Origin of the sequence: Kitasatospora sp. NPDC058170 (assembly GCF_042883905.1) — a bacterium.
Classification (GTDB): domain Bacteria; phylum Actinomycetota; class Actinomycetes; order Streptomycetales; family Streptomycetaceae; genus Kitasatospora.
Genome location: NZ_JBHVUV010000007.1, coordinates 45,166 through 70,363 on the forward strand (window position 1 = coordinate 45,166; position 25,198 = coordinate 70,363).

The 25,198-nt window shown below is 75.8% G+C and carries 19 protein-coding genes and 1 pseudogene; 19 read left to right on the forward strand and 1 reads right to left on the reverse strand.

From position 1 onward, the window contains the following. Window positions 1–73 precede the first annotated feature (73 nt). A complete protein-coding gene (locus tag ACFVVX_RS10100; protein ID WP_387943483.1) occupies window positions 74–1,273 on the forward strand; it encodes a sensor histidine kinase in 1,200 nt (399 codons plus the stop codon). Beyond that, window positions 1,270–1,953 carry a response regulator gene (locus tag ACFVVX_RS10105; protein WP_387943485.1) on the forward strand — a complete coding sequence of 228 codons (684 nt, stop codon included), beginning with the start codon at window positions 1,270–1,272 and terminating at the stop codon, window positions 1,951–1,953. Before ACFVVX_RS10100 ends, ACFVVX_RS10105 begins: the two co-directional genes overlap by 4 nt. Before the next feature lie 328 nt (window positions 1,954–2,281). On the opposite strand, the gene ACFVVX_RS10110 is transcribed toward ACFVVX_RS10105, so the two are convergent. After that, window positions 2,282–3,640 (reverse strand): hydrolytic protein, encoded by a 1,359-nt coding sequence (locus ACFVVX_RS10110; protein ID WP_387943487.1) that lies wholly within the window; start codon window positions 3,638–3,640, stop codon window positions 2,282–2,284. A gap of 149 nt (window positions 3,641–3,789) precedes the next feature. On the opposite strand from ACFVVX_RS10110, the gene ACFVVX_RS10115 reads away from it, so the two are divergent. The 17 genes and pseudogenes from ACFVVX_RS10115 (at window position 3,790) to ACFVVX_RS10195 (ending at window position 25,057) form a co-directional block, all read left to right on the forward strand. Further along, window positions 3,790–4,641 (forward strand): LuxR C-terminal-related transcriptional regulator, encoded by an 852-nt coding sequence (locus ACFVVX_RS10115; RefSeq protein ID WP_387943489.1) that lies wholly within the window; start codon window positions 3,790–3,792, stop codon window positions 4,639–4,641. Window positions 4,642–4,808: 167 nt separating this feature from the next. Beyond that, entirely contained in the window at window positions 4,809–8,072 is a 3,264-nt protein-coding gene (locus tag ACFVVX_RS10120; RefSeq protein WP_387943491.1) for a hypothetical protein, read from the forward strand. Next, the gene (locus ACFVVX_RS10125; RefSeq protein WP_387943493.1) at window positions 8,069–8,773 is read left to right on the forward strand and encodes a DUF4255 domain-containing protein; all 705 of its coding nucleotides are present in this window, start codon (window positions 8,069–8,071) and stop codon (window positions 8,771–8,773) included. Before ACFVVX_RS10120 ends, ACFVVX_RS10125 begins: the two co-directional genes overlap by 4 nt. Further along, window positions 8,770–10,902 carry an AAA family ATPase gene (locus ACFVVX_RS10130; RefSeq protein WP_387943495.1) on the forward strand — a complete coding sequence of 711 codons (2,133 nt, stop codon included), beginning with the start codon at window positions 8,770–8,772 and terminating at the stop codon, window positions 10,900–10,902. The genes ACFVVX_RS10125 and ACFVVX_RS10130 overlap by 4 nt, the downstream gene beginning before the upstream one ends. 223 nt (window positions 10,903–11,125) lie before the next feature. Continuing rightward, window positions 11,126–12,685: a phage tail sheath family protein gene (locus ACFVVX_RS10135; protein ID WP_387943497.1), complete on the forward strand. Its 1,560-nt coding sequence runs from the start codon at window positions 11,126–11,128 to the stop codon at window positions 12,683–12,685. Window positions 12,686–12,774: 89 nt separating this feature from the next. Next, entirely contained in the window at window positions 12,775–13,215 is a 441-nt protein-coding gene (locus ACFVVX_RS10140; protein WP_148648195.1) for a phage tail protein, read from the forward strand. Then, window positions 13,212–13,712 (forward strand): hypothetical protein, encoded by a 501-nt coding sequence (locus tag ACFVVX_RS10145; protein WP_387943499.1) that lies wholly within the window; start codon window positions 13,212–13,214, stop codon window positions 13,710–13,712. The genes ACFVVX_RS10140 and ACFVVX_RS10145 overlap by 4 nt, the downstream gene beginning before the upstream one ends. Next, window positions 13,709–13,867, forward strand: a complete 159-nt coding sequence (locus tag ACFVVX_RS10150) for a DUF6760 family protein (protein WP_387943501.1) — start codon at window positions 13,709–13,711, stop codon at window positions 13,865–13,867. Before ACFVVX_RS10145 ends, ACFVVX_RS10150 begins: the two co-directional genes overlap by 4 nt. Before the next feature lie 3,199 nt (window positions 13,868–17,066). Next, complete coding sequence (locus tag ACFVVX_RS10155; protein ID WP_387943503.1) at window positions 17,067–17,357, forward strand: hypothetical protein; 291 nt, start codon at window positions 17,067–17,069, stop codon at window positions 17,355–17,357. A 34-nt stretch (window positions 17,358–17,391) separates the two neighbouring features. Then, on the forward strand, window positions 17,392–17,817 hold the full coding sequence (locus ACFVVX_RS10160) for a phage tail protein (protein ID WP_045943037.1): 426 nt from the start codon (window positions 17,392–17,394) through the stop codon (window positions 17,815–17,817). Window positions 17,818–17,927: 110 nt separating this feature from the next. Beyond that, window positions 17,928–18,626 (forward strand): annotated as a pseudogene (locus ACFVVX_RS10165) (LysM peptidoglycan-binding domain-containing protein); the annotation flags it as partial. Window positions 18,627–18,787: 161 nt separating this feature from the next. Then, entirely contained in the window at window positions 18,788–20,605 is a 1,818-nt protein-coding gene (locus ACFVVX_RS10170) for a VgrG-related protein (protein ID WP_387943505.1), read from the forward strand. 52 nt (window positions 20,606–20,657) lie between these two features. Then, a complete protein-coding gene (locus ACFVVX_RS10175) occupies window positions 20,658–20,975 on the forward strand; it encodes a PAAR domain-containing protein (protein ID WP_387943507.1) in 318 nt (105 codons plus the stop codon). After that, window positions 20,975–21,397, forward strand: coding sequence for a GPW/gp25 family protein (locus ACFVVX_RS10180; protein WP_387943509.1), 423 nt, complete (start codon window positions 20,975–20,977; stop codon window positions 21,395–21,397). Before ACFVVX_RS10175 ends, ACFVVX_RS10180 begins: the two co-directional genes overlap by 1 nt. Next, window positions 21,397–23,358 carry a putative baseplate assembly protein gene (locus ACFVVX_RS10185; protein ID WP_387943511.1) on the forward strand — a complete coding sequence of 654 codons (1,962 nt, stop codon included), beginning with the start codon at window positions 21,397–21,399 and terminating at the stop codon, window positions 23,356–23,358. Before ACFVVX_RS10180 ends, ACFVVX_RS10185 begins: the two co-directional genes overlap by 1 nt. Continuing rightward, window positions 23,355–23,927, forward strand: coding sequence for a phage tail protein (locus ACFVVX_RS10190; RefSeq protein WP_387943513.1), 573 nt, complete (start codon window positions 23,355–23,357; stop codon window positions 23,925–23,927). The genes ACFVVX_RS10185 and ACFVVX_RS10190 overlap by 4 nt, the downstream gene beginning before the upstream one ends. Before the next feature lie 5 nt (window positions 23,928–23,932). Further along, complete coding sequence (locus tag ACFVVX_RS10195; RefSeq protein WP_387943515.1) at window positions 23,933–25,057, forward strand: NADase-type glycan-binding domain-containing protein; 1,125 nt, start codon at window positions 23,933–23,935, stop codon at window positions 25,055–25,057. Window positions 25,058–25,198: the final 141 nt, after the last annotated feature.

Consider the following 25,198-nt stretch of genomic DNA (forward strand, 5'->3'; position numbering starts at 1 on the left):
CGGCCGCCCGAGTGCCTCGCTATCGTGCGAAGCGGCCACCGCCCGGCGGCCGGAGCGACCCACCGGAGCACCGATGAGCCGACCGTCCGTTTCCCCGGCCCCGCCGCGCCCGCCCCTCCTGCGGGCCGACGGAGCGGTGCGCCGCGCGGCCGCCGCCGTCCGGGCGGCACGCCCCGGCGAGGGGGTCGTCGACTGGGTGCCGGCCGTGGCGTTCCTGGTGGTGATGACGGCGGAGCGGATCGGCGCCGCCGAGCGGATCGGCGGGCGGATGCCCGCCGCGCTGCTGCTCACCGCCGTGATCGCGGGCGTGCTGGCGCTGCGCCGCAGGGCCCCGGTGGCCGCCTACCTGGCCGGTTCGGCGGCCCTCGCGGCGGAGGCGCAGTGGCTGGTGGCCGACCCGGTCTCGCCCTACGCCAACCTGATCGGCCTGTACGCGGTCGGCCTGTACGCCACCCGGGCCCGGGCCCGCTCCGGGCCCGTCCTGGTGCTGCTCGGCATGGCCGGGTACTTCGCGGACCGCACCGGCGGCCTGCCGGAGATCCCCGGCGGGGTGCTGTTCCTCTGGCTGCTCGCCTGGGCGCTCGGCTACGCCACCGCGCGGCGCCAGGAGGAGCGCGCCCGCGCCCGCCGGGGCCTGCGCCACCAGGTGGCCGCCGACGAACGGGCGCGGATCGCAAGGGAGTTGCACGACCTGGTGGGACACTCGGTGAACGTCATGCTGGTCCAGGCCGGCGCGGCCCGCCGCACGCTGGACCGCGATCCGGGGCAGGCGAGGGAACTGCTCACCGGGATGGAGCAGACCGGCCGCGAGGCGCTGGACGAACTCGACCGGGTGCTCGGCCTGCTGCGCCGCGCCGCCGCACCCGACCCGGTCGAGGGCCCGGCCCCGAGCCTGCAGCCCGGTCTGGCGGACCTGCCCCGCCTGGCGGCCCGGCTGGCCCAGGCGGGCGTGCAGGTGAGCGTCCACCTCGACCGGTCCGTCGGGCGGATACCCGCCACCGTCGACCGCTCCGCCTACCGCATCGTCCAGGAGGCGCTGACCAACAGCGTCAAGCACGGCGGCGCCGCCACCGCCGAGGTCTCGGTCGACCGGTGCGGGGGCGGGCTGGAGGTCGTGGTCCGCGACCACGGCCTCGGCCCGGCGGTCGGCTACACCCCCGGCCGCGGGCTGCTGGGCATCGCCGAGCGGGTCGCGGTGCTCGGCGGCACGGTGCGCCACGGGGGAGGTGACGGGGGCGGCTTCCAGCTGCGCGCACTGCTCCCGCTGCGGTGACCGGCTCCCGCCGGACCACCGTCCTGCTGGCCGACGACGACGCCATCCTGCGGGCCGGGGTCGCCCTGGTCCTCGGCACGGACGACGGCATCGAGGTGGTGGGCGAGGCCGCCGACGGCCTGCGCGCGGTGGATCTCGCCCGCACGCTGCGCCCGGACGTCCTGCTGATGGACGTCCGGATGCCCGGCATCGACGGGATCGAGGCGACCCGGCGGGTCGTCGCCGCCGGACTCCCGACCCGGGTGCTGGTGCTGACGACCTTCCACCACGACGAGTACGTCTGGGGAGCGGTGCGGGCCGGCGCCGCCGGGTTCCTGCTCAAGCGGGCCGCCCCCGAGCGCCTGATCGACGCCGTCCACACCCTCGCGGCCGGGCAGGCCCTGCTCGACCCGGTGGTCACCCGGGAGCTGATGGAGCGGCTGGCCGCGACCGCGCCGCCCGCCGGGCCGCCCGCAGGTCCGGTCGACGACCACCGGCTGGCCCGTCTCACCGAGCGCGAGCGCGAAGTCCTGCGGCAGGCCGCCGAGGGCCTTTCCAACAGCGAGATCGCCGCGGAGCTGTTCCTCGCCGAGTCCACCGTCAAGACCCACATCAAACGGATCCTGGCCAAGATCGGCGCCCGCGACCGCGCCCAGGCCGTCGTGATCGCCTACCGCGCCGGGCTGATGACCGGCCCCTGAGGGGCAAACCGGCCGACCGTGCGGGGCAAACCGGCCGACCGGCCTGATCCAGCCGGTCGGCGGATTCCCTCGCGATGGTGCGGAAGTGCACTTTCGGGGCCGGCGGGTGACAGGCCCCGTCGGAGAGGGGCTGGATTCAGCCGTATTTGAATGACCGTCAGATGGTGCGCCAAATGAGGTTTTCGACGCCGTTTCGGCTCAGTGATGAGAATGTACAGTCACGGCAGGGGCGCCTCTGCGTCATCCCGGGCGTCGGTTTTCGGACGGGACGGCGCATGCGCCTCTTTGCTCAGCGGTCGACCTGACAGACGATGCGTGTGGCATCTGTTCACCTGAGGTCGCTCAGCACACCGCTGACGTTGAGGACCTCGTGGCACTCCTGCGCCTGAAGACCGGTGGCTGGGGTGCCCGGCTTCGCGCAGGTCACCTGGACCGTCACGGTCTGGTTCTCGGTGATCCTGATGGGGGTGACCCAGTGGTAGTCCTGATTGCGGAACGTCTCCAGCGCGATCGTCGTGATCTTTCGGTCGCCGAAGTTGATCGTCACGACGCCCTCGTCGCCCTGGAAGTTGGCGACGACGATGTCCGTGATCCCGAACGACCGGTTCACGGGCACGGTGTAGGTACCGGCCTTGGTCTCCCCGCCGGCGGTCGTCAGGTCGATGGTGGCCGAACTCTGCTGCCCGCCGCCCAGGCCGGTCCCGGTGTCGCCGCCCGTTCCGGTGCCGGTACCCGTTCCGCTGCCGGTACCGCCCGCGCCCGCTCCGGGCGGGGTGCTCCTGACCCCGGTGCCCGGCTGTCGGCCGGGACCGGTCGCCGGGGTCTGGCCGGCGACCGGTTCCTCGGTGGGCGCTGCCGACTGCTTCTGGACCGCCTGGTCGGCGGCCTCCCTGGCCGTGCTGCGCACGGCGGGGCGCACCAGCAGGAACCAGGCCAGCAGCAGTGCGAGGAGCGCCGCCAGGAGCGCGAGCAGCCAGGTGGGGAAGACCGGTATCTGGACGAACTCGGCCTCCGCCCGCGGCCGCTCCCGCTCGTCCTCGCCCGCGTCGCCGGGTGCGGCCCCGGTCTCCGCCACGGTGACGGTGAACGGCCAGGTCACCGGCTTGCCGAACCACACGGGCTTCCCGGTGCGGACCCGCAGCGCCACCTCCGCCGACTCGCCCGGCTCCAGCTTCCGCTCCGCGGGGCGGATGTCGAACTTCAGCTCCTCGCCGCGCTGGGCCGGGGTGAACCCCACCCGTACGGGGCGGTTGCCCTCGTTGCGGACTGCGAGGCGGTAACGCCCGCGCAGCCAGCCGCGGCGGCGTTTGGGAGCGCTCTCGGCCCGCAGCTCCCGGAACCCCTCGACGTGCACGGTGGTCTCGGGGACCCGGACCGCCTCGGGGTGCTCGGTCGGCAGCACCCGCACGGCCAGCGGCACCTCGCCCGCCCGCACCTGCGGCGAACGCGGGGGCGCCAGGCGGATGGTCACCGTCTCCGAGGTGCCCGGATAGAGCGAGACCCGGTCGGGTTCGACCGTGGTCCAGGCAGCACAGTCACCGACGACTTCCAGGCGGTACGCCTCGACGATGTCGCCGTCGTTGCGAACGGTCAGGCTGGTGGACGCGGTACCGCCCGGCGTCACCGTCACCGACGGGATGTCGAGGCCGGGCGCGCCGGGGCTGGGAGTGGATGCTGGGGTCGTCACGCCGCGACGCTACGCCGCCGCCGCCCCCGCCTCCACGGACGCGGGGGCAGGGCCCCGGGCAGCCGCGATGCCCCTCCGGACGCCTCCCAACTCCCTTGGCCAGGCTCTTTGTTGACTTTCAATCCTGCGGTACGTCCCTCATACGCATCATGGAACAGGTACACCTCATGCTCCACGCCGACCTCAACGGCACCGTCCACCCGTCCGGCACCGGCACCCCGCGTCCGGCCGCCCAGGCCCGGGTTCCGGTCCAGGCCACGGCTCCGGCCCGGGTTCCGGCCCAGGCCCCCGCGCCGGTCCGGGCACCGGCCCAGGCCCAGGCTCCGGCACCGGCCTCGACCCGGGCCGCGCAGGGCACCGCATCCGGGGGCCCCGGTGGGCGGGTCACCGTGGCCGTGTACGCCTCGGACCCGGTCCTGCACGTCGGGATCGTCCAACAGCTGCGCCAGCGGCCCGAGGTCGAGCTGGTCGACGACGCCGGCGCGCACGACGCGCGGGTCTCGCTCGTGGCCGTGGACAGCGTGGACGACGAGACGGCCGCCCTGCTCTACCGGCTGCGCCACAACTCCGCCACCCGCACCGGGCTCGTGGTCGGCACCTTCGACTCGGGGGACGCCCTGCAGCGCGCCATCGAATGCGGGGTCACCGCGGTGCTGCGGCGCGCCGAGGCCGACCAGGACCGGCTGCTGCGGCTGGTCCTGGCGATGGCGAACGGCGAGGGCGTCCTGCCCGGAGACCTGCTCGCCAAGCTCCTCGACCACGTCGGCAGCCTGCAGCGCTCGGCGCTCGACCCGCACGCGGTGTCCCTGTCCACCCTCACCCCGCGCGAGGCGGACATGCTGCGCCTGGTGTCGGAGGGCCTGGACACCGCGGAGATCGCGCGCAACACCTCCTACTCCGAACGGACCGTCAAGAACGTCCTGCACGAGGTCATCACCCGGCTCCAGCTGCGCAACCGCTCGCACGCCGTCGGCTACGCCCTGCGCAACGGGCTGATCTGACCGGACGACGCACCGGCTGCCCGAAAGCGCAGCCGGTGCTTCCCCCGGGCGCGGCCCCCGGGCCCTGCCGGTCCGCGCGTGCGGGACGGCAGGGTGGGCGCCGTCGGAGGTGGGCTCGGACGTGGACTCGGACGTGGATGGTGGACCGGACTGTGAGGTGGACCGCGATGGGCACGGCTGAATCCGGCCGTCGGCGACACCGCTGGGGGAGGGCCGGCGCCTCGCTGCTGCTGCTGGCGCCCCTGCTCGCGGTGACGGCGGCCGCCGGCCCGGGCGACCCCGAGGCCCGGCCCGTGGCGGCCGACGCCGGGGACAACCGGATCGCGTACGCCGGTACCCGCCACCGGAGCCTCGGCCGGGTGGCGACCGGCACGTCGAGCACCCCGTTGTTCGGGGAGGGCCCGGCCCACTTCGACGCCGAGCCCGCCGCCCTGGGCGACCGGCTGGTCTTCGCGAGCCGCCGCGACGAGCCGGCCCCGCAGGTCTACCTGCGCTCCGCCGACGGCTCGGTGCGCCGCCTGACCAGCGGTCTGGACGCCGCGAACCCGCGGCTGACCCCGGACGGCCGGTCGGTCGTCTTCGACGCGGCGCAGCCCGCCCGGGCCGGCGGCACGCAGCGCGACCTGTGGCTGGTGCGCACCGACGGCACCGGCCTCACCCGGCTGACCGACACCCCCGCGAACGAGGAGCACCCCACCGTCTCGCCCGACGGCGCGCGGCTGGCGTACTCCTCCGACGCCGACGGGGCCGCCGGCCGGCAGGTCTACGTGCGGCCGCTGCGGGGCGGCCCCGCCACGCGGGTCTCCGACCCCGCCGACGGCACCGGCACCGAGCCGGTGTGGAACCCGGTCGACGAGGCGGCGACCCGGGACCGGATCGCCTACACCGCCACCGGACCCGCCGGGCCCCGGCTGCGGTGGACCGACGGGCGCACCGGCGGGCCGCTGCTGGCGGGCCCGCGGGCGGACTGGCGCACGCACGGGGCAGCCTGGCTGCCCGACGGGGACGGGCTGCTCTTCCTCAGTCCGGACCGGACCTGCTCCTGCGAGGGCGACTGGGACCACGTCTTCCGGGTGAAAGCGCTCTCGGCGGACGAACCGCAGGTGGTGCTCAGCGAGGACCGCGAGGTCGGACCGGTCACCTGGCTCGGTCCGCTCCAGGGCGGCGGGGCGGTGGTCGAGCGCACCTCGGCCGCCGGGCCGCACGCGGTGACCCTCCAGGACGTCCGCCCGGACGGCTCCGACCCCCGCGACCTCGGCCTGAGCGTCCTCAAGGAGGACCCGGCGGCCGACACCGAGAAGGATCCGACGAAGGACCCGCTGTTCCGGCCCGCCACCGGGTACGACCCGTGGACCGAGCGGCAGAGCTACACGCCCGACGGCCGCAGGATCGTGGTGACCCGCTTCGAGGACACGAAGGCCGGACCGGACCTGCCGGCCAGGCGGATCGAACGGATCTGGATCGCGGACGCCGACGGCTCCAACCCGGTGGCGCTGCCGCTGGCCGGGCGCGGCCCCGGGGACTGGGACACCGACCCGGCCTTCTCCCCGGACGGCCGGTACCTGGCGTTCACCCGGACCTCCCCCGGCGGTGTCGGCGACGCCTCCGGCCCCGGTCGGATCCTGATCGCGGACGCCGTCACCGGCGCGGTCCGCGACGTGGTCGTCCCGCCCGAGGGGCAGTCCCGGGGCGGTGACGCCCAGCCCACCTGGTCCTCCGACGGCACGACCCTGGCCTTCACCCGCAACCAGGTGATCAACGACCGCGGCGGCAACAAGCACGTGTGGACCGTGCCGGTGGACCACCTGGACCGGCAGCGCGACCTGAGCGCCGCCCACTGCCCCGGTGCCTGCGAGGTCATCGACGACAGCCCGGCGTTCTCCCCGGACGGCGCCACCATCGCCTTCAACCGCAAGAACGGCGCCGGCCGGGTCGACGAGCACAACGGGATCCTGCTCGTCTCCGCGGCGGGCGGCGGCTGCCGGGTGCTGCTGCCCGACGCGGCCCGCGGCCGGCCGGGGGCCTGCGGCCGGGAGCTGCCCGACACGGCGGCCACCGGACCCTTCCAGCCCCGCGACGCCGCCTGGACCTCCGACGGCCGGGCGCTGGTGTTCAGCTCCCGTGCCGCCGTGGCCGCCGAGAGCCCGGAGAAGCTGTCCCTGGTGGACGTGGCCTCCGGGGCCCGCACCCCGCTCACCGGCGCTCTGCCGGGCCGCCAGAAGGAGCCCGGCGTCCAGCAGTCCGTGGACCTCGCGGTCCAGGCGCCCGGCACGGTCGCGCCGCTCACCGTCGGCGACTCCACGACCGTCCGGGTGGACGTCGTCAACCACGGCCCGGCGGCCTCGCCCGGGACGAGGCTGACCGTCGCGCCCCCGCCCGGGGTGGCCGTCACGGGGCTCGCCGCGCCCGGCGCCCGCTGTGACGCGGCGGCGCTGGTCTGCGTCCTGGGGGTGGTGCGCCCGGGCACCACCGTGCCGGTCACGGTCACCGTGACCGGGGTCGTGGTCGGCGACCAGCCCCTGGACTGGTCGGTCACCGGCGCCGTCCTCGACCCGAGGCCCAGCGACAACACCGGGCAGACCGTGGTGCCGGTGCGCCCGGCTCCCGTACCGCCGACGCCGACGCCCACGCCCACGCCCACGCCGACACCGAGTCCCACACCGACTCCCGCGCCCGCGGTGACGCCGACGCCCACCCCGCCGCCGGCACCCGTCCCCGCGCCGCCGCCCCCGCCCCCGGCACCGGCACCGGCCCCGACACCCCCGCCGCTGCCGCCCGCGCCGGCGGCCGGTCCCGGGTTGAGCCTCACGGCGCAGCCGAACCCCGGCTACGTGGGCGGCCGCGTGGTCGTCACGTACACCGTCCGCAACGGCCGCAACGGGCTGGCCACCGGTCTGCGGCTGCGCGTCGGCCTGCCCGAGGGCGTGCCCCACGACGGGCCGCCGCCCGGCTGCGACCAGGCCTGGGTGTGCGCGCTGCCCGACCTGGCCCCCGGCGCCCGGACCGTCGTCCAGGTCGTCCTCAGCCCCGACAAGGCCCTCACCGGCCTGGTGACCGGCACCCTCACCACCACCGGTACGGACGCCGACCCCGGCGACAACGACGCCCGCCAGCAGCTGCGCATCCTCCAGCCGCGGATCGTCGCGGTCCCGCCGATCGGCAAGCCCGGATTCGTCACCTCGGTGCGCGGTGAGGACTTCCCGCCCGGCGCGCCGGTGCGCTTCACCTGGAAGCCGGGCATCACGGCGGCGGCGGCGCCGACCGTCCCCGGACCGGACGGCCGGTTCACCGGCCAGCTGCTGATCCTCGCCAAGGACCAGACCGGCCCCCGCGTCATCACCGCGAGCGGCCCCGGCTTCTCCCCGGTGCAGACCGGCTTCCTGGTGGTCGGCGGCACGATCCAGCCGCCCAACGAGGTGATCCGCCGATGATCCACGAAGTCGACGAGGCACTGCGCCGGCTGCTCGCGGAGTCCGGCCTGGACGCGTCGGGCGTCGAGGTGGTGTTCGACGCGCCGACGCGCGACTGGGCGGCCCGCCGCATCGCGCCGACGGTGTGCGTGTTCCTGTACGACGTCCGCGAGGACCACACCCGGCGCGCCAGCGGCGCGGGGGAGGTGTACGACGCGGACGGCTTCCTCGCCGCACGCCGTGCCCCGGCCCGCTGGTTCGAGCTGACGTACCTCGTCACCGCGTGGGCGAGCCGGCCGCAGGACGAACACCGGCTGCTCTCCCAGGTGCTGACGTGCCTGGTGTCCACCGACTCGCTGTCCCCGCACCTGCTCACCGGCTCGCTCGCCGAACTCGGCCTCATCGTGGGCCTGGACGGCGGCGGCACCGGACTCGACGCGCCCGCCGCCTCCGACGTGTGGTCGGCGCTCGGCGGCGAGCTGAAGCCCTCGCTGGGGCTGCGGGTACGGGCGCCGCTGGCCGGGGTCACCACGGCCGTCGCGCCGCCGGTGACCGAGGGGCTCGTCGTCCGCGCCGCGGCGCTGGCCGAACCGGAGGAGCAGCGGTCCGCGCGACGTCTGCGCTACACGGAGGTGAGCGAGCCCGGTCCGGAGGGCTTCGGCGGCTCCCGGGAGCGGGGGCAGGCCCCCGCGCGCCGCCGACGCGGGGAGCGGCAGCCGTGACGCGCACCGTGGAACCCCCGGCCGGGACGACGGCCCCGGTCCCGGACGAGGTCCCGGCGCCGGCGCCGGTCCCGTACCTGTGGACGCGGCTGCGGGTCGTCGAGGAGCGGGTGCGCAGGGCCGTCGCGCTGCGGCGCGCCGTCGATCCCGATCCGGACGATCCGTACCGCGGCCGGTACCTCACACCCGAGGCGGTCGCCCGCCTCCTGGACGAGGGGCAGCGGCCCGCCCTGCCCGTGCCGCCGCCGGACGCCCCGCCGCCCGGCTCGCCGCTGGCCGTGCTCGCCGCCCGCTTCGGTCTGGAGCCCCCGGACGTGGACCTGCTGCTGGTCGCCCTGGCCCCGGATCTGGACGCCCGCTTCGAGCGGCTCTACGGCTACCTCAACGACGACCTGACACTCCGCCGGCCCACCGTCGGGCTCGCCCTCGAACTGTGCGGGCACAGCGGGGCGGCGCCGGCCCGGTTCCGGCTAGCCCCCACCGCGCCGCTGGTCGCGGGCGGTCTGCTGGAGGTCACCGAGCCCGAACGGCCGCCCCTGTCGCGGGTCCTGATCGTCCCGGACCGGGTCACCGCGCACCTGCTGGGCGACGCCTCGCCCGACCCGCTGCTGGCCGGCGTGCTCGGTGATCCGGCCGACGATCCGGCCGTCGACCCGGCCGAGCTGCGCCGGGCCGCCGCCGCGGTCGGGACCGGCACCGGCCATGTCCACCTGCGCACCCGCGGCGGCGATCCCGAGGGGCTGGCCGTCGCCGCGCTGCACACGAGCGGGCTGCGGCCGCTGGCCCTGGACGCGGCGGTCCTGTCCCACGACCCCCGCGCCGTGTCCGGACTCGCCCGCACCGTCGCCCGTGAGGCCCGGCTGCTGGGCGCGGGCGTCCTGCTGGGGCCGCTGGAGGAACTGCCCGACAAGCCCGAGGAGCGGGCCCGCGTCCTGCGCACGCTGTGCGCCGTCCTGCGGGACATCCCCTTCCTCACCTACGGGACCAGCGGCTGGGAACCCGCCTGGGCGGCCGACACCCCCGTCACCCTGACGGTGGCGGCCCCCGCCCCCGACCGGCAGGTCGCGCGCTGGCGGCACGCACTGGCGCGGGCCGGGGAGGGGCGCGGTGCGGGGACCGACGAGGAGCGCGGCGCGGGGACCGACGCGCTCGCCCGGTCCGTCGCCGCGCACCGCCTCGACGCCGGGCAGCTGCGGCGCGCCGCCGGGACCGCGGTGCGCACGGCCGCGCTCGACGGCCGTCCGGTCTCCGCCGAGGACCTGCGCACCGCCGTACGGGCCCAGAACGGCGCGGGACTCGCCCGCCTCGCCCGCCGGGTCGAGCCCGCGGTGGGCTGGGACGACCTGGTGCTCCCCGCCCCCACCCACCGCAGCCTGTGGGAGCTCGCGGTGCGCGCCCGCCACCGCGAGCAGGTGCTCGGGCAGTGGGGCATGCGGCCCGGCGGCGGGCGCGGGCGCGGGGTGATCGCACTGTTCGCCGGTCCGTCCGGTACCGGGAAGACGATGTCGGCCGAGGTGGTGGCGGCCGACCTGGGCATGGACCTGTACGTGGTGGACCTCTCCACGGTGGTCGACAAGTACGTCGGTGAGACCGAGAAGAATCTGGAGCGGATCTTCACCGAGGCCTCGGCCGTCAACGCGGTGCTGCTGTTCGACGAGGCCGACGCGATCTTCGGCAAGCGTTCGGAGGTCAAGGACGCCAACGACAAGCACGCCAACATGGAGTCGGCGTACCTGCTCCAGCGGATGGAGTCCTTCGACGGCATCGCCGTCCTGACCACCAACCTGCGCGCCAACCTGGACGAGGCCTTCACCCGCCGGCTGGACGTGATCGCGGACTTCCCGGTGCCCGACGCCGCCCAGCGCCTCGCCCTCTGGGACCGCTGTCTGGGCGACCGGGTGCCCCGGGCCGACGACCTCGACCTCGGCTTCTGCGCGGACCGGTTCGAGCTGGCCGGAGGCTCCATCCGGGCCTGCGCGGTGACGGCCGCGTACTTCGCCGCGGAGTCGGGTGAACCGGTGACGATGGCCCAGGTGGTGACGGCGGTCGCGCAGGAGTACCGCAAGCTCGGCCGGCTGGTCCTGGAGGGTGAGTTCGGACCGTACGTGGCGCAGGTCACGCGGGTCTGAGCCGGGGGCGGCCGCCGGGTCGGCGCGGCGGCCGGGGAGGGCAGCGCACTTGCCCCCGGGCAGGTCCCCAGGCCCCTCCCACCGGCGACGGCCGCCGGAAAGGCTGTGGACGGGCCACGACAGAAGCCCGACGGGTTCCGGCGGGTTCCGACGGAGCCCGACGGAATCCGCAGAGCCGGGCCGAAGATCCCGGACCGAAGACCAGCGACACGAAGGAGCGAGCATGCCGACGTACCTCACCCCGGGTGTGTACGTGGAGGAGGTGCAGTCCGGTGCTCGCCCGATCGAAGGGGTCGGCACCGCCGTCGCCGCGTTCGTCGGGTTCGCCCAGAGCGGCCCGTTCCACGAGCCGACGCTCGTGACCAGCTGGGACCAGTACTCCCAGGGCTTCGGCGGGTTCACCGAGGGCGCCTACCTGCCCCACGCGGTCTACGGGTACTTCGCCAACGGCGGCGGCGCCGCGTACGTCGTCCGGGTCGGCGGCTCCGACCGGGACGGCTCCGCGTCGGCCGCCGCGGCGGGCCCCGAGCAGCGCGCGGCGGAGCCCGTCGAGCTCGGCGGGTTCCTGCTCGCGGTCCGGCCGGGCGTCACCGGCGTGTCGGTGGAGATCACCGACGCGGACGGCGAGAACCCGCCCGAGGACCGGTTCAAGCTGCTGGTCCGCCGCGATGGGCCGGTGGCCGAGACCTACGAGGTGTCCGCCCGCAGGAACGTCAAGGGCTACCTCGTCACCCAGGCCCGCGCCTCGGCGCTGATCGAGGTCACCGAGCAGCGCGGCGCCACCCAGAGCCGGCCCGCGAGCCAGACCGTGGCCCTGCCCGACGCCCCCGCCGCCGTGCCCGCGCCGGCCGCCGGCCAGGGCGGGGCGGGCCGGCTCGACCCGGCCGAGTACATCGGCGACGCGGCGGCCCGGACCGGGCTCGCGGCACTGGAGACCATCGACGAGATCACCATGGTCGCGGTGCCCGACCTGATGGGCGCCCACCAGCGCGGCGACATCGACGCCGAGGGCGTGCGCACCGTCCAGCTCGCCGTGATCTCGCACTGCGAGCAGATGGGCGACCGGGTCGCCGTCCTGGACGCCCCGCCCGGCCTCTCCGCGCAGCAGGTACGCACCTGGCGCAACGACGAGGCGGGCTACGACTCCCGCTACGCCACCCTCTACTACCCGTGGATCCGGGTCTTCGACCCGGCCGCCGGGCGTAACACGACCGTCCCGCCGAGCGGCCACATCGCCGGCGTGTGGGCGCGCAGCGACGCCGAGCGCGGGGTGCACAAGGCCCCGGCCAACGAGGTGATCCGCGGCGCGGTCGACCTCGAACTGCGCCTGAGCAAGGGCGAGCAGGACCTGCTCAACCCGATCGGGGTGAACTGCGTCCGGGCGTTCCCCGGCCGGGGCATCCGGATCTGGGGCGCCCGCACCCTCTCCTCCGACCCGGCCTGGCGCTACCTGAACGTGCGCCGCCTCTTCAACTACCTGGAGGAGTCCATCCTGCTGGGCACCCAGTGGGTGGTCTTCGAGCCGAACGACGACCGGCTCTGGTCGAGCATCCGGCGCAACGTCACCGCGTTCCTCACGGAGGAGTGGCGGGGCGGCGCGCTGTTCGGCCGGACGGCGGCGGAGGCGTTCTACGTCAAGTGCGACCGGGACAACAACCCGCAGGAGTCGATCGACCAGGGCCGCGTGATCTGCGAGATCGGTGTGTCGCCGGTCAAGCCGGCCGAGTTCGTGGTGTTCCGGCTGGCGCAGTTCTCCGACAGCACCAGCCTGATCGACGAGTGACCTGCGGGTCCGCGACATCCGCGATACCCGGGGCAGCCGGGTCGGCCGGGACGGCCGGGACGATCAGCAAGGAAAGGTGACAGACAGTCATGGCAGAGGGCGATGCGCTTTCCACCCATATCTTCGGCGTACAGCTCGGTGGTTACCTGGTCGAGTCGATCCAGGAGATCAGCGGGCTGACCGTCGAGGAGGAGGTGGTCGAGGTCCGTCAGGTCAGCAAGGACGGCAAGCAGATCATCCGCAAGCAGCCCGGGGCCCGCCAGGCCGGCGAGGTCACGATCACGCGGGGACTCGACAAGAGCAGCGAGTTCACCAAGTGGATCAAGGAGACCCTGAACAACGGGGCCGTCGACACCGCTCGGCAGAACCTCACCATCGAGATCAAGGACTCCACGGGCGAGACCGTCCGCCGTATCCAGCTGATGAACGGGTGGGCCTCCAAGTGGGAGGGCCCCTCCCTCAAGGCCGGCGAGTCCGCCGCGGCCACCGAGTCCGTGACCATCGTGTTCGAGGAGATCATCGTCGAATGAGGCGACGTACGGTGACGGCGGGCAACCTGGAGGAGATCCTCCAGGTCACGGCGCCCGCCCAGGCCCAGGCCCCGGCGCCGGCCGCGGCACCCTCCGGCGCCGCTCCGGCGCCGCGCGAGGAGCACGCACTGCGCACCGAGTTCGAGTTCGAACTGCCGCGCGGGTACGTGGACGAGGCGGGCACCCTGCACCGGCACGGCTCGATGCGCCTGGCCACCGCGCGCGACGAGCTGCGGCCCCAGATCGACCTGCGGGTCAAGGAGAACCCGGCGTACCTGAGCGTGGTGCTGCTCAGCCAGGTCATCACCCGGCTGGGCACCGTCACCGACGTGCACGCCGGGGTCGTGGAGCGGATGTACGCGACGGACGTCGCGTTCCTCCAGGACTTCTACCGGCGCGTCAACAGCGAGGGCCACACCCGCGCGGCGGTCACCTGCCCGCACTGCGAAGGCGGCTTCGAGGTCGACCTCTCCGGTGGGCGCCTGGGGGAATCGTGACGTACGCGCTCCCCCGACTCAGGGAGGAGATCGCGTACATCGCCTACCACTTCCACTGGCAGCGCGACGAGATCCTCGACCTCACCCACGGCGAACGCCGGCAGTGGGTCACCGAGATAGCTCGTATCAACGCCCGTATGAACGAAGGTGGTTGAGCAGATGGCGTGGCGGGACAGGGTGCGTCGGCGCGCGGCCGCGCCGGCCGCCGCGCCCTCGGGCGGTGCGGGCGGTGCGGGCGCGGCGGGTGCCGGCGCGGGTGCCGGTGTCGGCGGAGTGGGCGCGGGTGCCGCGGGTGCGGTCCAGGAGGCCGCCGCCGTCCGGGGCACGGGCGTGCCCGCGGACTGGGACGGCGGCTGGCGCCGTACTACGCCGCCCCTCCTGACCGTGTCCCGCACGCCGATGGGTGTCAGCGACGGGCTCGCCTTCCGGGACGGGCTGGCCGCCTGGCGCGATCCGTCCTTCGACACCGGCCTCGCCCACGCCCTGCTGCCGACCGCCCCGGCCGGCCTCGTCCGCGGCGTCGCCCGCCCTGCCGCCGCACACTCCACCTCCACCCACAGCGGCGGCGGCCCGCTGCTGCTCAGGGCGCTGCACCCGTCGTCCGACGCGGACGCCGCGCCGGGGGTGGAGATGCCGGCTGCGCCCGGCGCGCAGGCCTCGCGGCCTTCGGGTGCGAGTGCGTCGGGTACTGGTACGGCGGGTTCGGGTTCGGGTTCGCGTTCGGGTTCGGGTGCTTCGGTGATGGGCGCTCCCGTGTCCGCGCAGGCCTCGCCTGCGGCCGGGGCGGCCCGGTCCGGTGGCGGGCGGGAGCTCCCCTCGGGTGCCGGGTCCGGGGCCGGGGCGGCGGGCGGTGCGCCTGGTACCCGTGGCCTTGCGCCCACGCATTCCACGCTCGCGCAGTCCACACCCACGCATCCCACACCCACGCATCCCACGCTCGCGCAGTCCGCGCCCACGCGCTCCGCTGCCGTGCAGTCGGCGGGCGTGCTCGGCGCGGACGGCGCCCATGCCGTCCAGCGGGCCGCGGTGAGTGCCGTGTCCCCGGCCGGGGGCGGCCGTACACCGGCGCCCGCGCGGCTCCCGCTGGTCCGCCGGATCGCGGTGGTCCCCGGCTCCTCCGGCGGCGGCGCCCCGGCGGCCCCGTCCGGTCTGCCCGGCCCGTCCGGCCCGCTTGTGCAGCGGGCCGCAGCCGGAACCGGGTCCGGCCCGGCCGCCGCCACCACCACCGGCCGCCGGTCGGGCGGGGACGTGGCCACCGCGAAGGACGTCAGTCCCGGTCGCCCGGGCGAGGACGCCCCCGTGGGCCGCGCCGAATCGGCCCACGCCGTGGTGCGGACGCGCCCTGTCGGCCGGTCGCTGACCGTCGCCCCGGTGCCTGCCGCGCCCAGGCGCCGGGTGCCCGCCGTCCGTCCCGCGGTACCCCCGGCACACGTCGGCGGTCCGCCTCCTGAGGCGCCTGTGCTGCGTGCGGCCGACGCTGTGCCGCCCGGCGCGCCGCCGACCGAAGTCCCGCTCCCCGCCGTGCCCTCGGGAGCGGCCGCGCCCGCTCCCGCACCGGCCATGCCCGTCGTCCAGCGGCAGGCGGAGGCGGTCCCCGACCAGCCCGTCACGCCACCCGCGCAGGGTACGGCGAGCCGCCCACCGCTGGGCGACGCGTCTGTGCAGCGCGCGGCCGACCGTCCGGCCCTCGGCGCCCCGGCGGCCGAACCCTCCGCCCCTGTCGCGCATGTGGGGATGGACACCTCTGCTCCCGTGCCGGCCATGCCCTTGGTCGAGCGCCTGGCGGAGGGCGTGTCCGGTGCGCCTGTGCAGCGTGCGGCGGCTCGTCCGGCCCTCGGCGCGTCGGGGGCCGAACTCGCCGCCCCCGCTGCGCCTTCGGGACTGTCCGCCTCCGATCCCGGGTCGGTCGTGCCCGTCGTCCAGCGCCTGGCGGAGGGCGGCCCGTCCGGTGCGCCCGTGCAGCGTGCGGCCGATCGTCCGGCTCTCGGTGCGTCGGGGGCCGAACTCTCCCTCCCCGCCGAGTCTTCAGGGCTGACCGCCCCCGCTCCCGCACCGGTCCTGCCCGTGGTCGAGCGCCCGGCGCAGAGCCCGCCCGAGAGCCCGACCGACGCGCCCGTGCAGCGCGTCGCGAGCCGCGGGACGTCGGGCGACGCACCCGTGCAGCGGGCCGCCGACCGGCCATCCCTCGGTGCGCCGGTGGTCGAACTCCCAACCCCCAGCGCCACCTTGGGGCCGGACATCTCCGCGCCCGCACCGGTCATGCCCATCGTCCAGCGCCTGGCGGAGACCGCATCCGGGGCGCCCGCAGAGCGTGCCGCGGATCGCCCGCCGCTCGGCGACACGCCCGTGCAGCGTACGGTCGGCCGTCCGGTGCTCGGTGCGCCGCTGACCGAACTCCCCGCCACTGCCGAGCCCTTGGGCACCCGCGCGGCCGGTCACGTGGTCGGTCACGCGGCCGGTCATGTGCGGGCCGGTGAACCCTCCTCCACGGCCACGCCCTCGGGGGCGGCCCTGCCCATCGTGCAGCGGCAGACGGACGCCCCGGCCGCCGAGAGCGGCCCGGGCCGGGTTGCGGGGCGTCCGCGCACCGGGTTGGGGGCGCCGCTGCCCGCGATGCCGCCGACCGCTGCGCGACCCGCCTCCCCGTTCGCCGTCCAGCGCACACCCCTGTCGCGACCGGCACCGGGACAGCAGCCCGCGTCCCCGGCCTCCGTGTCTCCGGCTTCCGCGCCCCCGGCTTCCGCGCCTCGACGCGGCGGCCCGGCCAACGGTCCCGCCGGAGTTCCTGCCGGATTTCCCGCACCCGCACCCGCACCCGCACCCGCAACGGCCCGGGCGACCGGGCCCGTCCCGCTCGTCCTCGCCGGTCGGGCCGGGGCCCCGGGTCATGCGCCGGCCGCTCTCCAGCGCAGCGTCCAACTTCTCGCGGCCCGGCCCCTGACCCTCGGCAGCGGCCGGGACATGGGGAGCGCGACAGCCCCCGTCGCCGCCCCGCGCGCGGCGAGCCGTCCCGTGGTCGCGGCACGCTGGGCCGCCCCGCCCTCCACCGCCGCACCGCAGCATGTCCAGCGAGCCGCCGTGCCTCCCGGCCCGCACGGTCCTCATGCCCCGCACGGTCCCCACGCCCCGCACCCGGTGTCCGCGTCCGAACCCCGGCGCGCGTCCGGTCCCCTGCCCGTGACCACCCCGCACGCGCCGCCGCTCGTGGTCCAGCCGGCCCCGGCCGAGCACTCGACGCGGCCCGTACCCGTGGTGCCGTTGCTACGGCCGAGGACGCCGGACCCCGTCCGCACCCCGGGAGCCCCGTCGGCGGCACCCCAGTCGGCCGCGCCCCCGTCCTCGCTCCCGCCCTCCGTGCAACGCGACACCGGCAGTACCGGGGGCGCCGTCCGGACCACCCCGGCCCCAGCCTCCGCCCCGGCCCCGGCCTCCGGCACCACGCCGGGCACCGCCTCCGCCACGGCCCCGCGGGCCACCGCCTCCGGCCGACCCGGCGGAAGCCCGCGCGAGGCCGTACCGCAGGGCGGCGACCTCGACCTGGACGACCTGGCACGCCGCCTGCTCGACCCGGTCGCCCGTCTGCTGCGCACCGAGTTGCGGCGCGGCCGGGAACGCGCGGGCAGGCCCTTCGACGGGCGCCGCTGAGCACCCGCACGAACGAGAAACGGACGACGGACCGATGACCGACAACATCTTCGCGACCAGCGTGTTCTTCCGGCTGGCGATCGGCGGCAACGACCTGGGTGCCTTCCACACCTGCTCCGGCATGGGCGCCGAGGTCGAGATGGAGAGCTACGCCGAGGGCGGCAACAACGGCTTCACCTGGCAGCTCCCGGGCCGGGTGACCTGGTCGAACATCACCTTCACCCGGCCGGTCACCGCCGACACGGCGAAGATCGGCCGCTGGCTGGACGAGACGTTGCGGCGGGTCGAGCCGAAGGACGGCGAGATCGTGGCGCTGCGGCCCGACCTGAGCCGGATCATCAGCTGGCAGGTGTTCGGGATCGTCCCGGTCCGCTGGCAGGGGCCGTCCTTCGATCCCGCCAACTCCGCGGCCGCGGTGGAGACCCTGGAGATCGCCCACGCGGGCCTGGTCCCCGCCTGAGCGTCCGACCACCGCCCCCGCGCCACGTCCGATCACCGCCCGACCCGATCACCGCCTGACCCGATCACCGCCCGACCCGACCGCCGCCGCTCCGGAAGGAAGCCCACGCCATGGCCTCATCGGCACGCGCCAGCCGCGCCAGGGCCCAGCTCACCCTGAAGGAGCCCCCGGCCTCGGTCGGGGCCAAGCCCGGCGGGACGATCGCCCGGTTGGACCTCCAGTTCAACCCCTCGACCCTGCAACTGGGCAAGACCACCGAGTGGCGGAGGTCCCCGTCCCGGATGGCGGGGCAGTCGGCGCTGCCCGAGTTCGTGGGCAGCGGCCCGCGCACCCTGAGCCTGGAGGTCTTCCTGGACGCCACCGCCACCCATGACGACTCGGTGGAGCAGGCGGTGGAGAAGCTGATGAAGGCGTGCGTGCCGACCCCGGCCAGTCTCGGCCGCAAGAAACCGGCGAGCCCCTGGGTGCGCTTCGAGTGGGGCAGCGCCCGGACCACCTCGTTCGACGGGGTGCTGTCGAACCTGTCGGTCTCGTACACGCTCTTCGACGTGGACGGGAAGCCGTTGCGGGCGACCTGCTCGCTGTCCATCGAGGAGGCGAGCGTCGACGCACCGGGCCAGAACCCGACGTCCGGCGCGCGCACCGCCCGCAGCACGCACACCGTGGTGGCGGGCGACAGCCTGGCGATGCTGGCCTGGCGCGAGTACGGCAACGCGACGGCCTGGCGGGCCATCGCGGAGGCGAACGGCATCGACGACCCGATGGCGCTCGCCCCCGGCACCGAGCTGGTGGTGCCGGGCCTGCGGGACGAGGAGACCGCCCGGGAGACCGGCGACGGCTACGCGCACGGCTACGGTGCCGGCGACGGCTACGGGTACGGCGACGGGCACGGCTACGGCGCCGGGCACGCCGACGGGCACGGGTACGGCAGCGAACACCGCAGCGGACACGGCGACAGCGAGGGGGAACGGTGAGCGGGTTCGATTCCGGGGGCAGGTCGTTCGCGGCCGACCCGATCGTGGAGGCGCCCGGCGAACTGCCGCAGATCTGGGCGGCGCAGCTGGTGAGCTGTGTGGTCGACGAGAACGTCGGCCTGCCGGACACCGCCGTGCTCACCTACCGCGATCCCGACCACGAGTTCCTGCGCGCCACCGGCATCACCATCGGCTCCCCGCTGCGCGTGTCGGTGACGACCGCGAAGGGGCAGGCGCGGGAGCGGCTGTTCAACGGGGAGGTCACGGCCCTGGAGATCGACCGGGACCGCACCGGTTCGTTCACCGTCGTCCGCGCCTACTCCAAGGCCCACCGCCTCCAGCGCGGCCGCAAGGTCGTCGCGTACCGGAACATGACGGCCGCGGCCATCGTCCGGAAGGTGGCCGCGGGCGCGGGCCTGGCCGTCGGGAGGGTGGAGGCCGCGCCGGTGACGTACCGGCAGCTGTCCCAGGCGAACGTCTCCGACTGGGACTTCCTGCAGTTCCTCGCGGCCGAGAGCGGTGCGCAGGTGCGCGTCGACGACAAGGGCCTGCTCCAGTTCACCCGGCCCGCGAAGGCGTCCGGGGCGCCCTCCCCGTCGACGTCGGCCATGCTCAACCCGATGGTCCTGGAGTACGGGCGCAACCTCCTGGCGCTGCGGGCCGCGCTGTCGGCCGCCGACGGGGCCTCGAAGGTGCAGGTGCGCGGCTGGGACGTCGCCACGAAGCGGCCGTTGGTCGCCGAGCAGCCGTCCGTGGTCAGCGACACCGTGGTGCCGGGTCTCGCCCCCGGGGCCGCCGCCCGCTTCGGGACCTCGGCCGTGGCGGTCACCGACACCCCGTACCGGACGCAGGCGGAGACGACGGCGGCCGCCCGTGCGGCGGCGGCCCAGGTCAGCGCAGGGTTCGGCGAGTTGGAGGCGGTGGCCGAGGGCAATCCGTTGCTGCGGGCGGGCAAGCCGGTGGCGCTGGGCAACGTGGGCGAGGCGTTCTCCGGCCGGTACACGGCGACGGCCGTGCAGCACGTGCTGGAGCCGCACGGCGGCTACCGCACGACCGTGTGGGTCAGCGCCAGCCCGGACCGCTCGCTGGCAGGCCTGGTGACCGGCGCCAACGCCCCGGGGCGCGGCCCGCGCATCCCCGGTCTGGCGATCGGCGTGGTGACGGACGTACGCGAGCCGAACGGCTCCGAACGCGGCGCGGTGCGCCTGAAGTTCCCCTGGCTGGACGACACGTACGTCACCGACTGGGTGCGCACCGTCCAGTGGGGCGGCAAGGGCGGCGGCGGTGTGGTGAGCCCCGAGGTCAACGACGAGGTGCTGGTCGGGTTCGAGCAGGGCCTGCTGGACAGCCCGTACGTCATCGGCGGGCTCTACAACGGGGTGGACCAGCCCTCGCCGCACGACGTGCCGCTGGTCGACGCGACCAGCGGCAAGGTCAACCGCCGTTCGGTGGTGTCGCGTTCGGGCCACCGGGTGGAGCTGCTGGACGCGCCGGCGCCGGGCCCCTCCGGGCTGCGGCTGGTGACCGGGGACGAGCGGCTGGAGGTCCGCCTGGACGACCGCCGGGACCGGATCGAGCTCACCGTTTACGCGGGACGCAACCGCCCGCTGACCTCCGTCCTGCTGGACCGGGACGGCATCACGCTCGACGCCCGGCAGGGCACCGTGAAGGTGACCGGCCGGCAGGTGGACATCGACGGCACGGCCGGGGTCAGCATCGGCGGCCGGTCGGTGAAGGTGTCCGGGACGGCGGACGTCTCCGTCGACGGCGGACTGCTCGCCGTCCTCAAGGCCCGCCTCATCAGGATCAACTGACGCCTCGTCACTTCTCCATGCCGCCCCGACCGTTCTCCCCGAGGAGCCCCCGATGCCAGCCGCAGCCCGTACCGGTGACCCCACCAACCACGGTGGCCGGGTCGCGACCCCGCCGCCCGGCGCCGCCGCGCAGGTGGCGACGGTGCTGATCGGCGGGCAGCCCGCCGCCGTGGTGGGCAGCCTGCACGTCTGCCCGGTGCCGCCGCACGCGGCCCTGGGACCGGGCAACGTGCTCATGCCCAACCCGGCCGCGGCCACCGCGGGCCTGGTGCTGATCGGCGGGCTGCCCGCCGCGCGGGCCCGCGACCAGACGGCGTGCGGCGCGATGGTCCTGACCGGCGCCATGAACGTGCTGATCGGAGGCGTGTGATGAGCGAACGGTTCATCGGGCGCGGCTGGGCGTTCCCGCTGCGGGTCGGGCCGACCGGCGGCATCGCCATGGTCGAGCGGGAGCAGGAGCTGGAGGAGGCCATCCGGCTGGTGCTGGGCACCGCGCCCGGCGAGCGGCCGATGCGGCCCGACTTCGGCTGCGGCATCCACGAGTACGTCTTCGCCCCCGGCGACGGCGCCCTCGCCGGGCGGATCGCCCAGCAGGTGCGCGAGGCGCTGGAGCGCTGGGAGCCCCGGATCGCCGTGGACGAGGTCGTCGTGGCCTTCGACGCGGTGGAGGCGGGCACCCTCTACATCGACGTGCGCTACACCGTGCGCACCACCAACGACCGGCGCAACCTGGTCTTCCCCTTCTACACGATCCCCTCCGAGGAGGGGACCGAGGAAACGGTCGCGGACTGATGGCCCTGCCTTCTCCCAACCTGGACGACCGACGGTTCCAGCAGCTCGTCGACGAGGCGAAGCGGTACGTGCAGCAGCGCGCCCCGGAGTGGACCGACCACAACGTCTCCGACCCGGGCGTCACCCTCATCGAGACGTTCGCCTACCTCGTGGACCAGCTGCTGTACCGGCTGAACCGGGTCCCGGACAAGAACTACCTGGCCTTCCTGGACCTGCTGGGCATCCGGCTCTACCCGCCGTCGGCCGCCGTCGCCGACGTCGACTTCTGGCTGTCGGCGCCCCAACCGGACACGGTGACGCTGCCCGCGGGCACCGAGGTGACGACCGCGGCCGGCGAGACCGAGGAGGCCGTGGTCTTCGCCACCACCGACGACCTGCGCATCGTGCCGAGCGAGCTGACCCGGCTGGTCACCGCGCACCGCGGCGGAGAGCAGACCGACCGGACGGCCGCGCTGGCCGAGGGCCGGGACATCCCGTGCTTCCAGGCCGCGCCCGAGCCCGGCGACGCGCTGCTGTTCGGCCTGCCGACGGCGGTGCCGCGCTGCGTGGTCGCGGTACGCCTCGACAGCCGCGTCGAGGGCGTCGGCGTCGACCCGCGCCAGCCCCCGCTGGTGTGGGAGGCGTGGGACGGCGGCCGGTGGCAGCGCTGCGAGACCGGCTCCGACAGCACCGGCGGGCTGAACCGGCCCGGCGAGGTCATCGTGTACGTCCCGGCAGGACACACGGCGTCGCTGGTCAGCGGCACCCGCGCGGGCTGGCTGCGCTGCCGGGTCACCGAGGCGGAGCCGGGCCAGCCGTTCTACTCGGAGTCGCCGACCGTGCGCGAGGCCGCCGTCTTCACCGTCGGCGGCACGACGGCCGTGGAGCACGCCGAGCGGGTGGCCGACGTACCGCTCGGCGTGTCGGAGGGGGTGGCGGGGCAGTCCTTCCGGCTCGGCCGCCCGCCCGTGCTGCTCGACGGGGAGCCCCCGGTGGTGGAGGTGTCCTCGCCGGACGGGTGGCAGCGCTGGGAGGTGGTGGAGCACTTCGGGCGCTCCGGGCCGGCCGACCGGCACGTCCGGGTGGACGCCACCACCGGCGAGTTCGCGTTCCCCCCGGTGCTGCGCGAGGCCGACGGCACGCTGCGCCCGTGCGGGGCCGTGCCCTCCAAGGGCGCCCGGATCCGGGTGGCCCGCTACCGCACCGGCGGCGGCCCGGCGGGCAACGTCTCCCGCGGCGCGGTCTCCGTCCTGCGCAGCTCCGTCCCGTACGTCGCCCGGGTCACCAACCGGGAGGCGGCGCGCGGCGGTGTCGCGGGGGAGACGATCGACAACGCCAAGCTGCGGGCACCGGAGGCGCTGCGCATGCAGGAGCGCGCGGTGACCGCCGAGGACCACGAGATCATCGCCCGGCAGGCGGCACCCTCCGTGCTCCGGGTCCGCTGTCTGCCCGACCGGGACGCGGGCCCGGGCGCGGTCCGGGTCCTGGTGGTGCCGGACGCGGTGGCCGACCGCGGCGACCGGCTGCGCTTCGAGCAGCTGATCCCCTCCGACCAGGTCCTCGCCAGGATCACCGCGGCCCTCGACGAGCGGCGCCTGATCGGCACCCGGCTCGTCGTCGAGCCGCCCGTCTACCAGGGCGTCACCGTCGTCGCCCGGCTCTCGGCACCGGCCGCGGACACCGACCGGGTGCGCGACGCGGCGCTCGCCGCGCTGTTCCGGCACCTCGACCCGTTGCGCGGCGGGCCCGACGGGACGGGCTGGCCGTTCGGGCGGCCCGTGCAGTACGGGGAGGTGTTCGGCGTGCTGCAACGCGCGGTCGGGGACGTGCTGGTGGAGGAGATCCTGCTGTTCGCCGCCGACCCGGTCACCGGCCGGCGCGGCGCTCCGGTCGACCGGATCGACGTCGGCGCGGGCGCGCTGGTCTTCTCCTACCAGCACCAGGTGGTCGTGACCGCCCGGGAGCCGGAGGTGCGCGGATGAGCCGGGCCGCCGTACCGGGACTGCCCAGCCGGTACCCGATCGGCGAGCAGCTGCCCGCGCTGTACGCCGACGACGACTTCGCGCAGCGGTTCACCGCGGGCCTGGACACGGTGCTGGCCCCGGTGTTCACGACCCTCGACAACCTGCCCTCGTACTTCGACCCGCGGCTGGCCCCGGCCGACTTCCTGGCCTGGCTGGCCACCTGGGTGGGCGGCGCCGACGACCCCGACTGGCCGGTGGAGCTGCGGCGCGAGGCGGTGGCCCGCGCGGTGGAACTGCACCGCTGGCGCGGCACCCGGCGCGGCCTGGTCGAGGCCCTGCGCCTGGTGCTGGGCGTGTCCGCCGAGGTCAGCGGGGACGGCGGGGCCGCCTGGTCGGCCACGGCCGGTGCCGCGCTGCCGCCCGCCCCGGCCGAGGAGGTCCTCGTACGGGTGTGGCCGCGGCGCGGGGGAGAGGCGCACGAGGTGGACGCGGAACGGGTCCGCTCACTGGTCCGGAGCCTGTGCCCGGTCCACACGGTCTGCCGGGTGGAGGTCCTGTCGGGGCCGCCCGCGGGTGAGGAGGGGTGACGGCGATGCGCGAGTGTCCCGTGTGCGGGGCGTCCAACGGTCCGACGGACGGCTTCTGCGGCAACTGCGGCTCCTACCTGGGCTGGTCGGACACCTCGACCGCCCCCGCCGCCCCGGCGTCCCCGGCATCCACGCCGCCGGGTGCCGCCACGACCCCGGACGGCGGTCCCCCGACGGAGCCCGCCGCCGCACCGGAGGCCGCCGCCCAGGCGGAGGCCGCCGCGCCGCAGGCATCGACCCCGCAGACCCCGGCCCGTCGGACGTCAGCCCCTCGGACAGCCGCCCCGAAGGCAGCCGTCCCGAAGGCAGCCGCGCCGAGAGCATCCCCGCCACCGGACTCACCGCCGCCCGACTCGCCGCAGCCCGTGCAGCCCGCGAAGGCCGTCGCGCCGCGCCCGGTCGTCCGACCCGTCCCGGTGGACGAGGACGGCGCCGGAGCGCCCTGCCCCTCCTGCGGCACGCCCAACCCGCCCGACCGCCGCTTCTGCCGCCGCTGCGCGACCCCGCTCACGCCCGGCACGACCCCGCCGCCGCTGCCCTGGTGGCGGACGATCTGGCCGCTGCGCCGCCGGACCCGGGCCGGCTCGGGCCGCACGACGCGCTTCCTGGTGATCCTGGCCGTGGTGCTGGCCCTGTGCGCGGGCGGCTTCCTGCTGCTGCCGGCCGGCCGGAGCCTGATCGAGGACACCCGGGACAAGCTGGGCAAGAGCAAGGCGGTGACCCCGGTTCGCGTGGCGGCGAGCGCCGAGGTGCCCGGGCACCCGGCCGGCGACGCCACGGACGGACTCAGCAACCGCTACTGGGGTGCGCCCGCGCCGGGCGCCTCGGTGACGTACACCTTCGCCAAGCCGTTCCGCCTGGTGGCCGTGATCGTCACCAACGGCGCCTCGACCGCGCCCGAGGACTACGCCCGCGAGGGCCGGGCGCTCCGGATCGGCATGGAGGTGACGGCGTCGGACGGCCGGAAGGTCCTCAAGACGCTGACCCTGAGCGACAAGCCCGGTCCGCAGACCTTCGAGACCGGCATCAGCGACGCCACCACGATCCGGCTGACCCTCGACGCCCCCGCAGGGCTGGACGGCGACCGCCACCTCGCCCTGGCGGAGGTGGAGTTCTTCCAGCGGAGCTGAGCAGCCGAGCCGGGCCCCGACTCGGCAGGGACGGCGGTGATCCACATCTGTGCGGCGTCGCTCATGGGCGCCAGCCAAACAGACGGCTCCGACAGCGCGGGGAATCCGGCAGCGGGGGGAAGGGGGGGCAGCGCCGGGGAC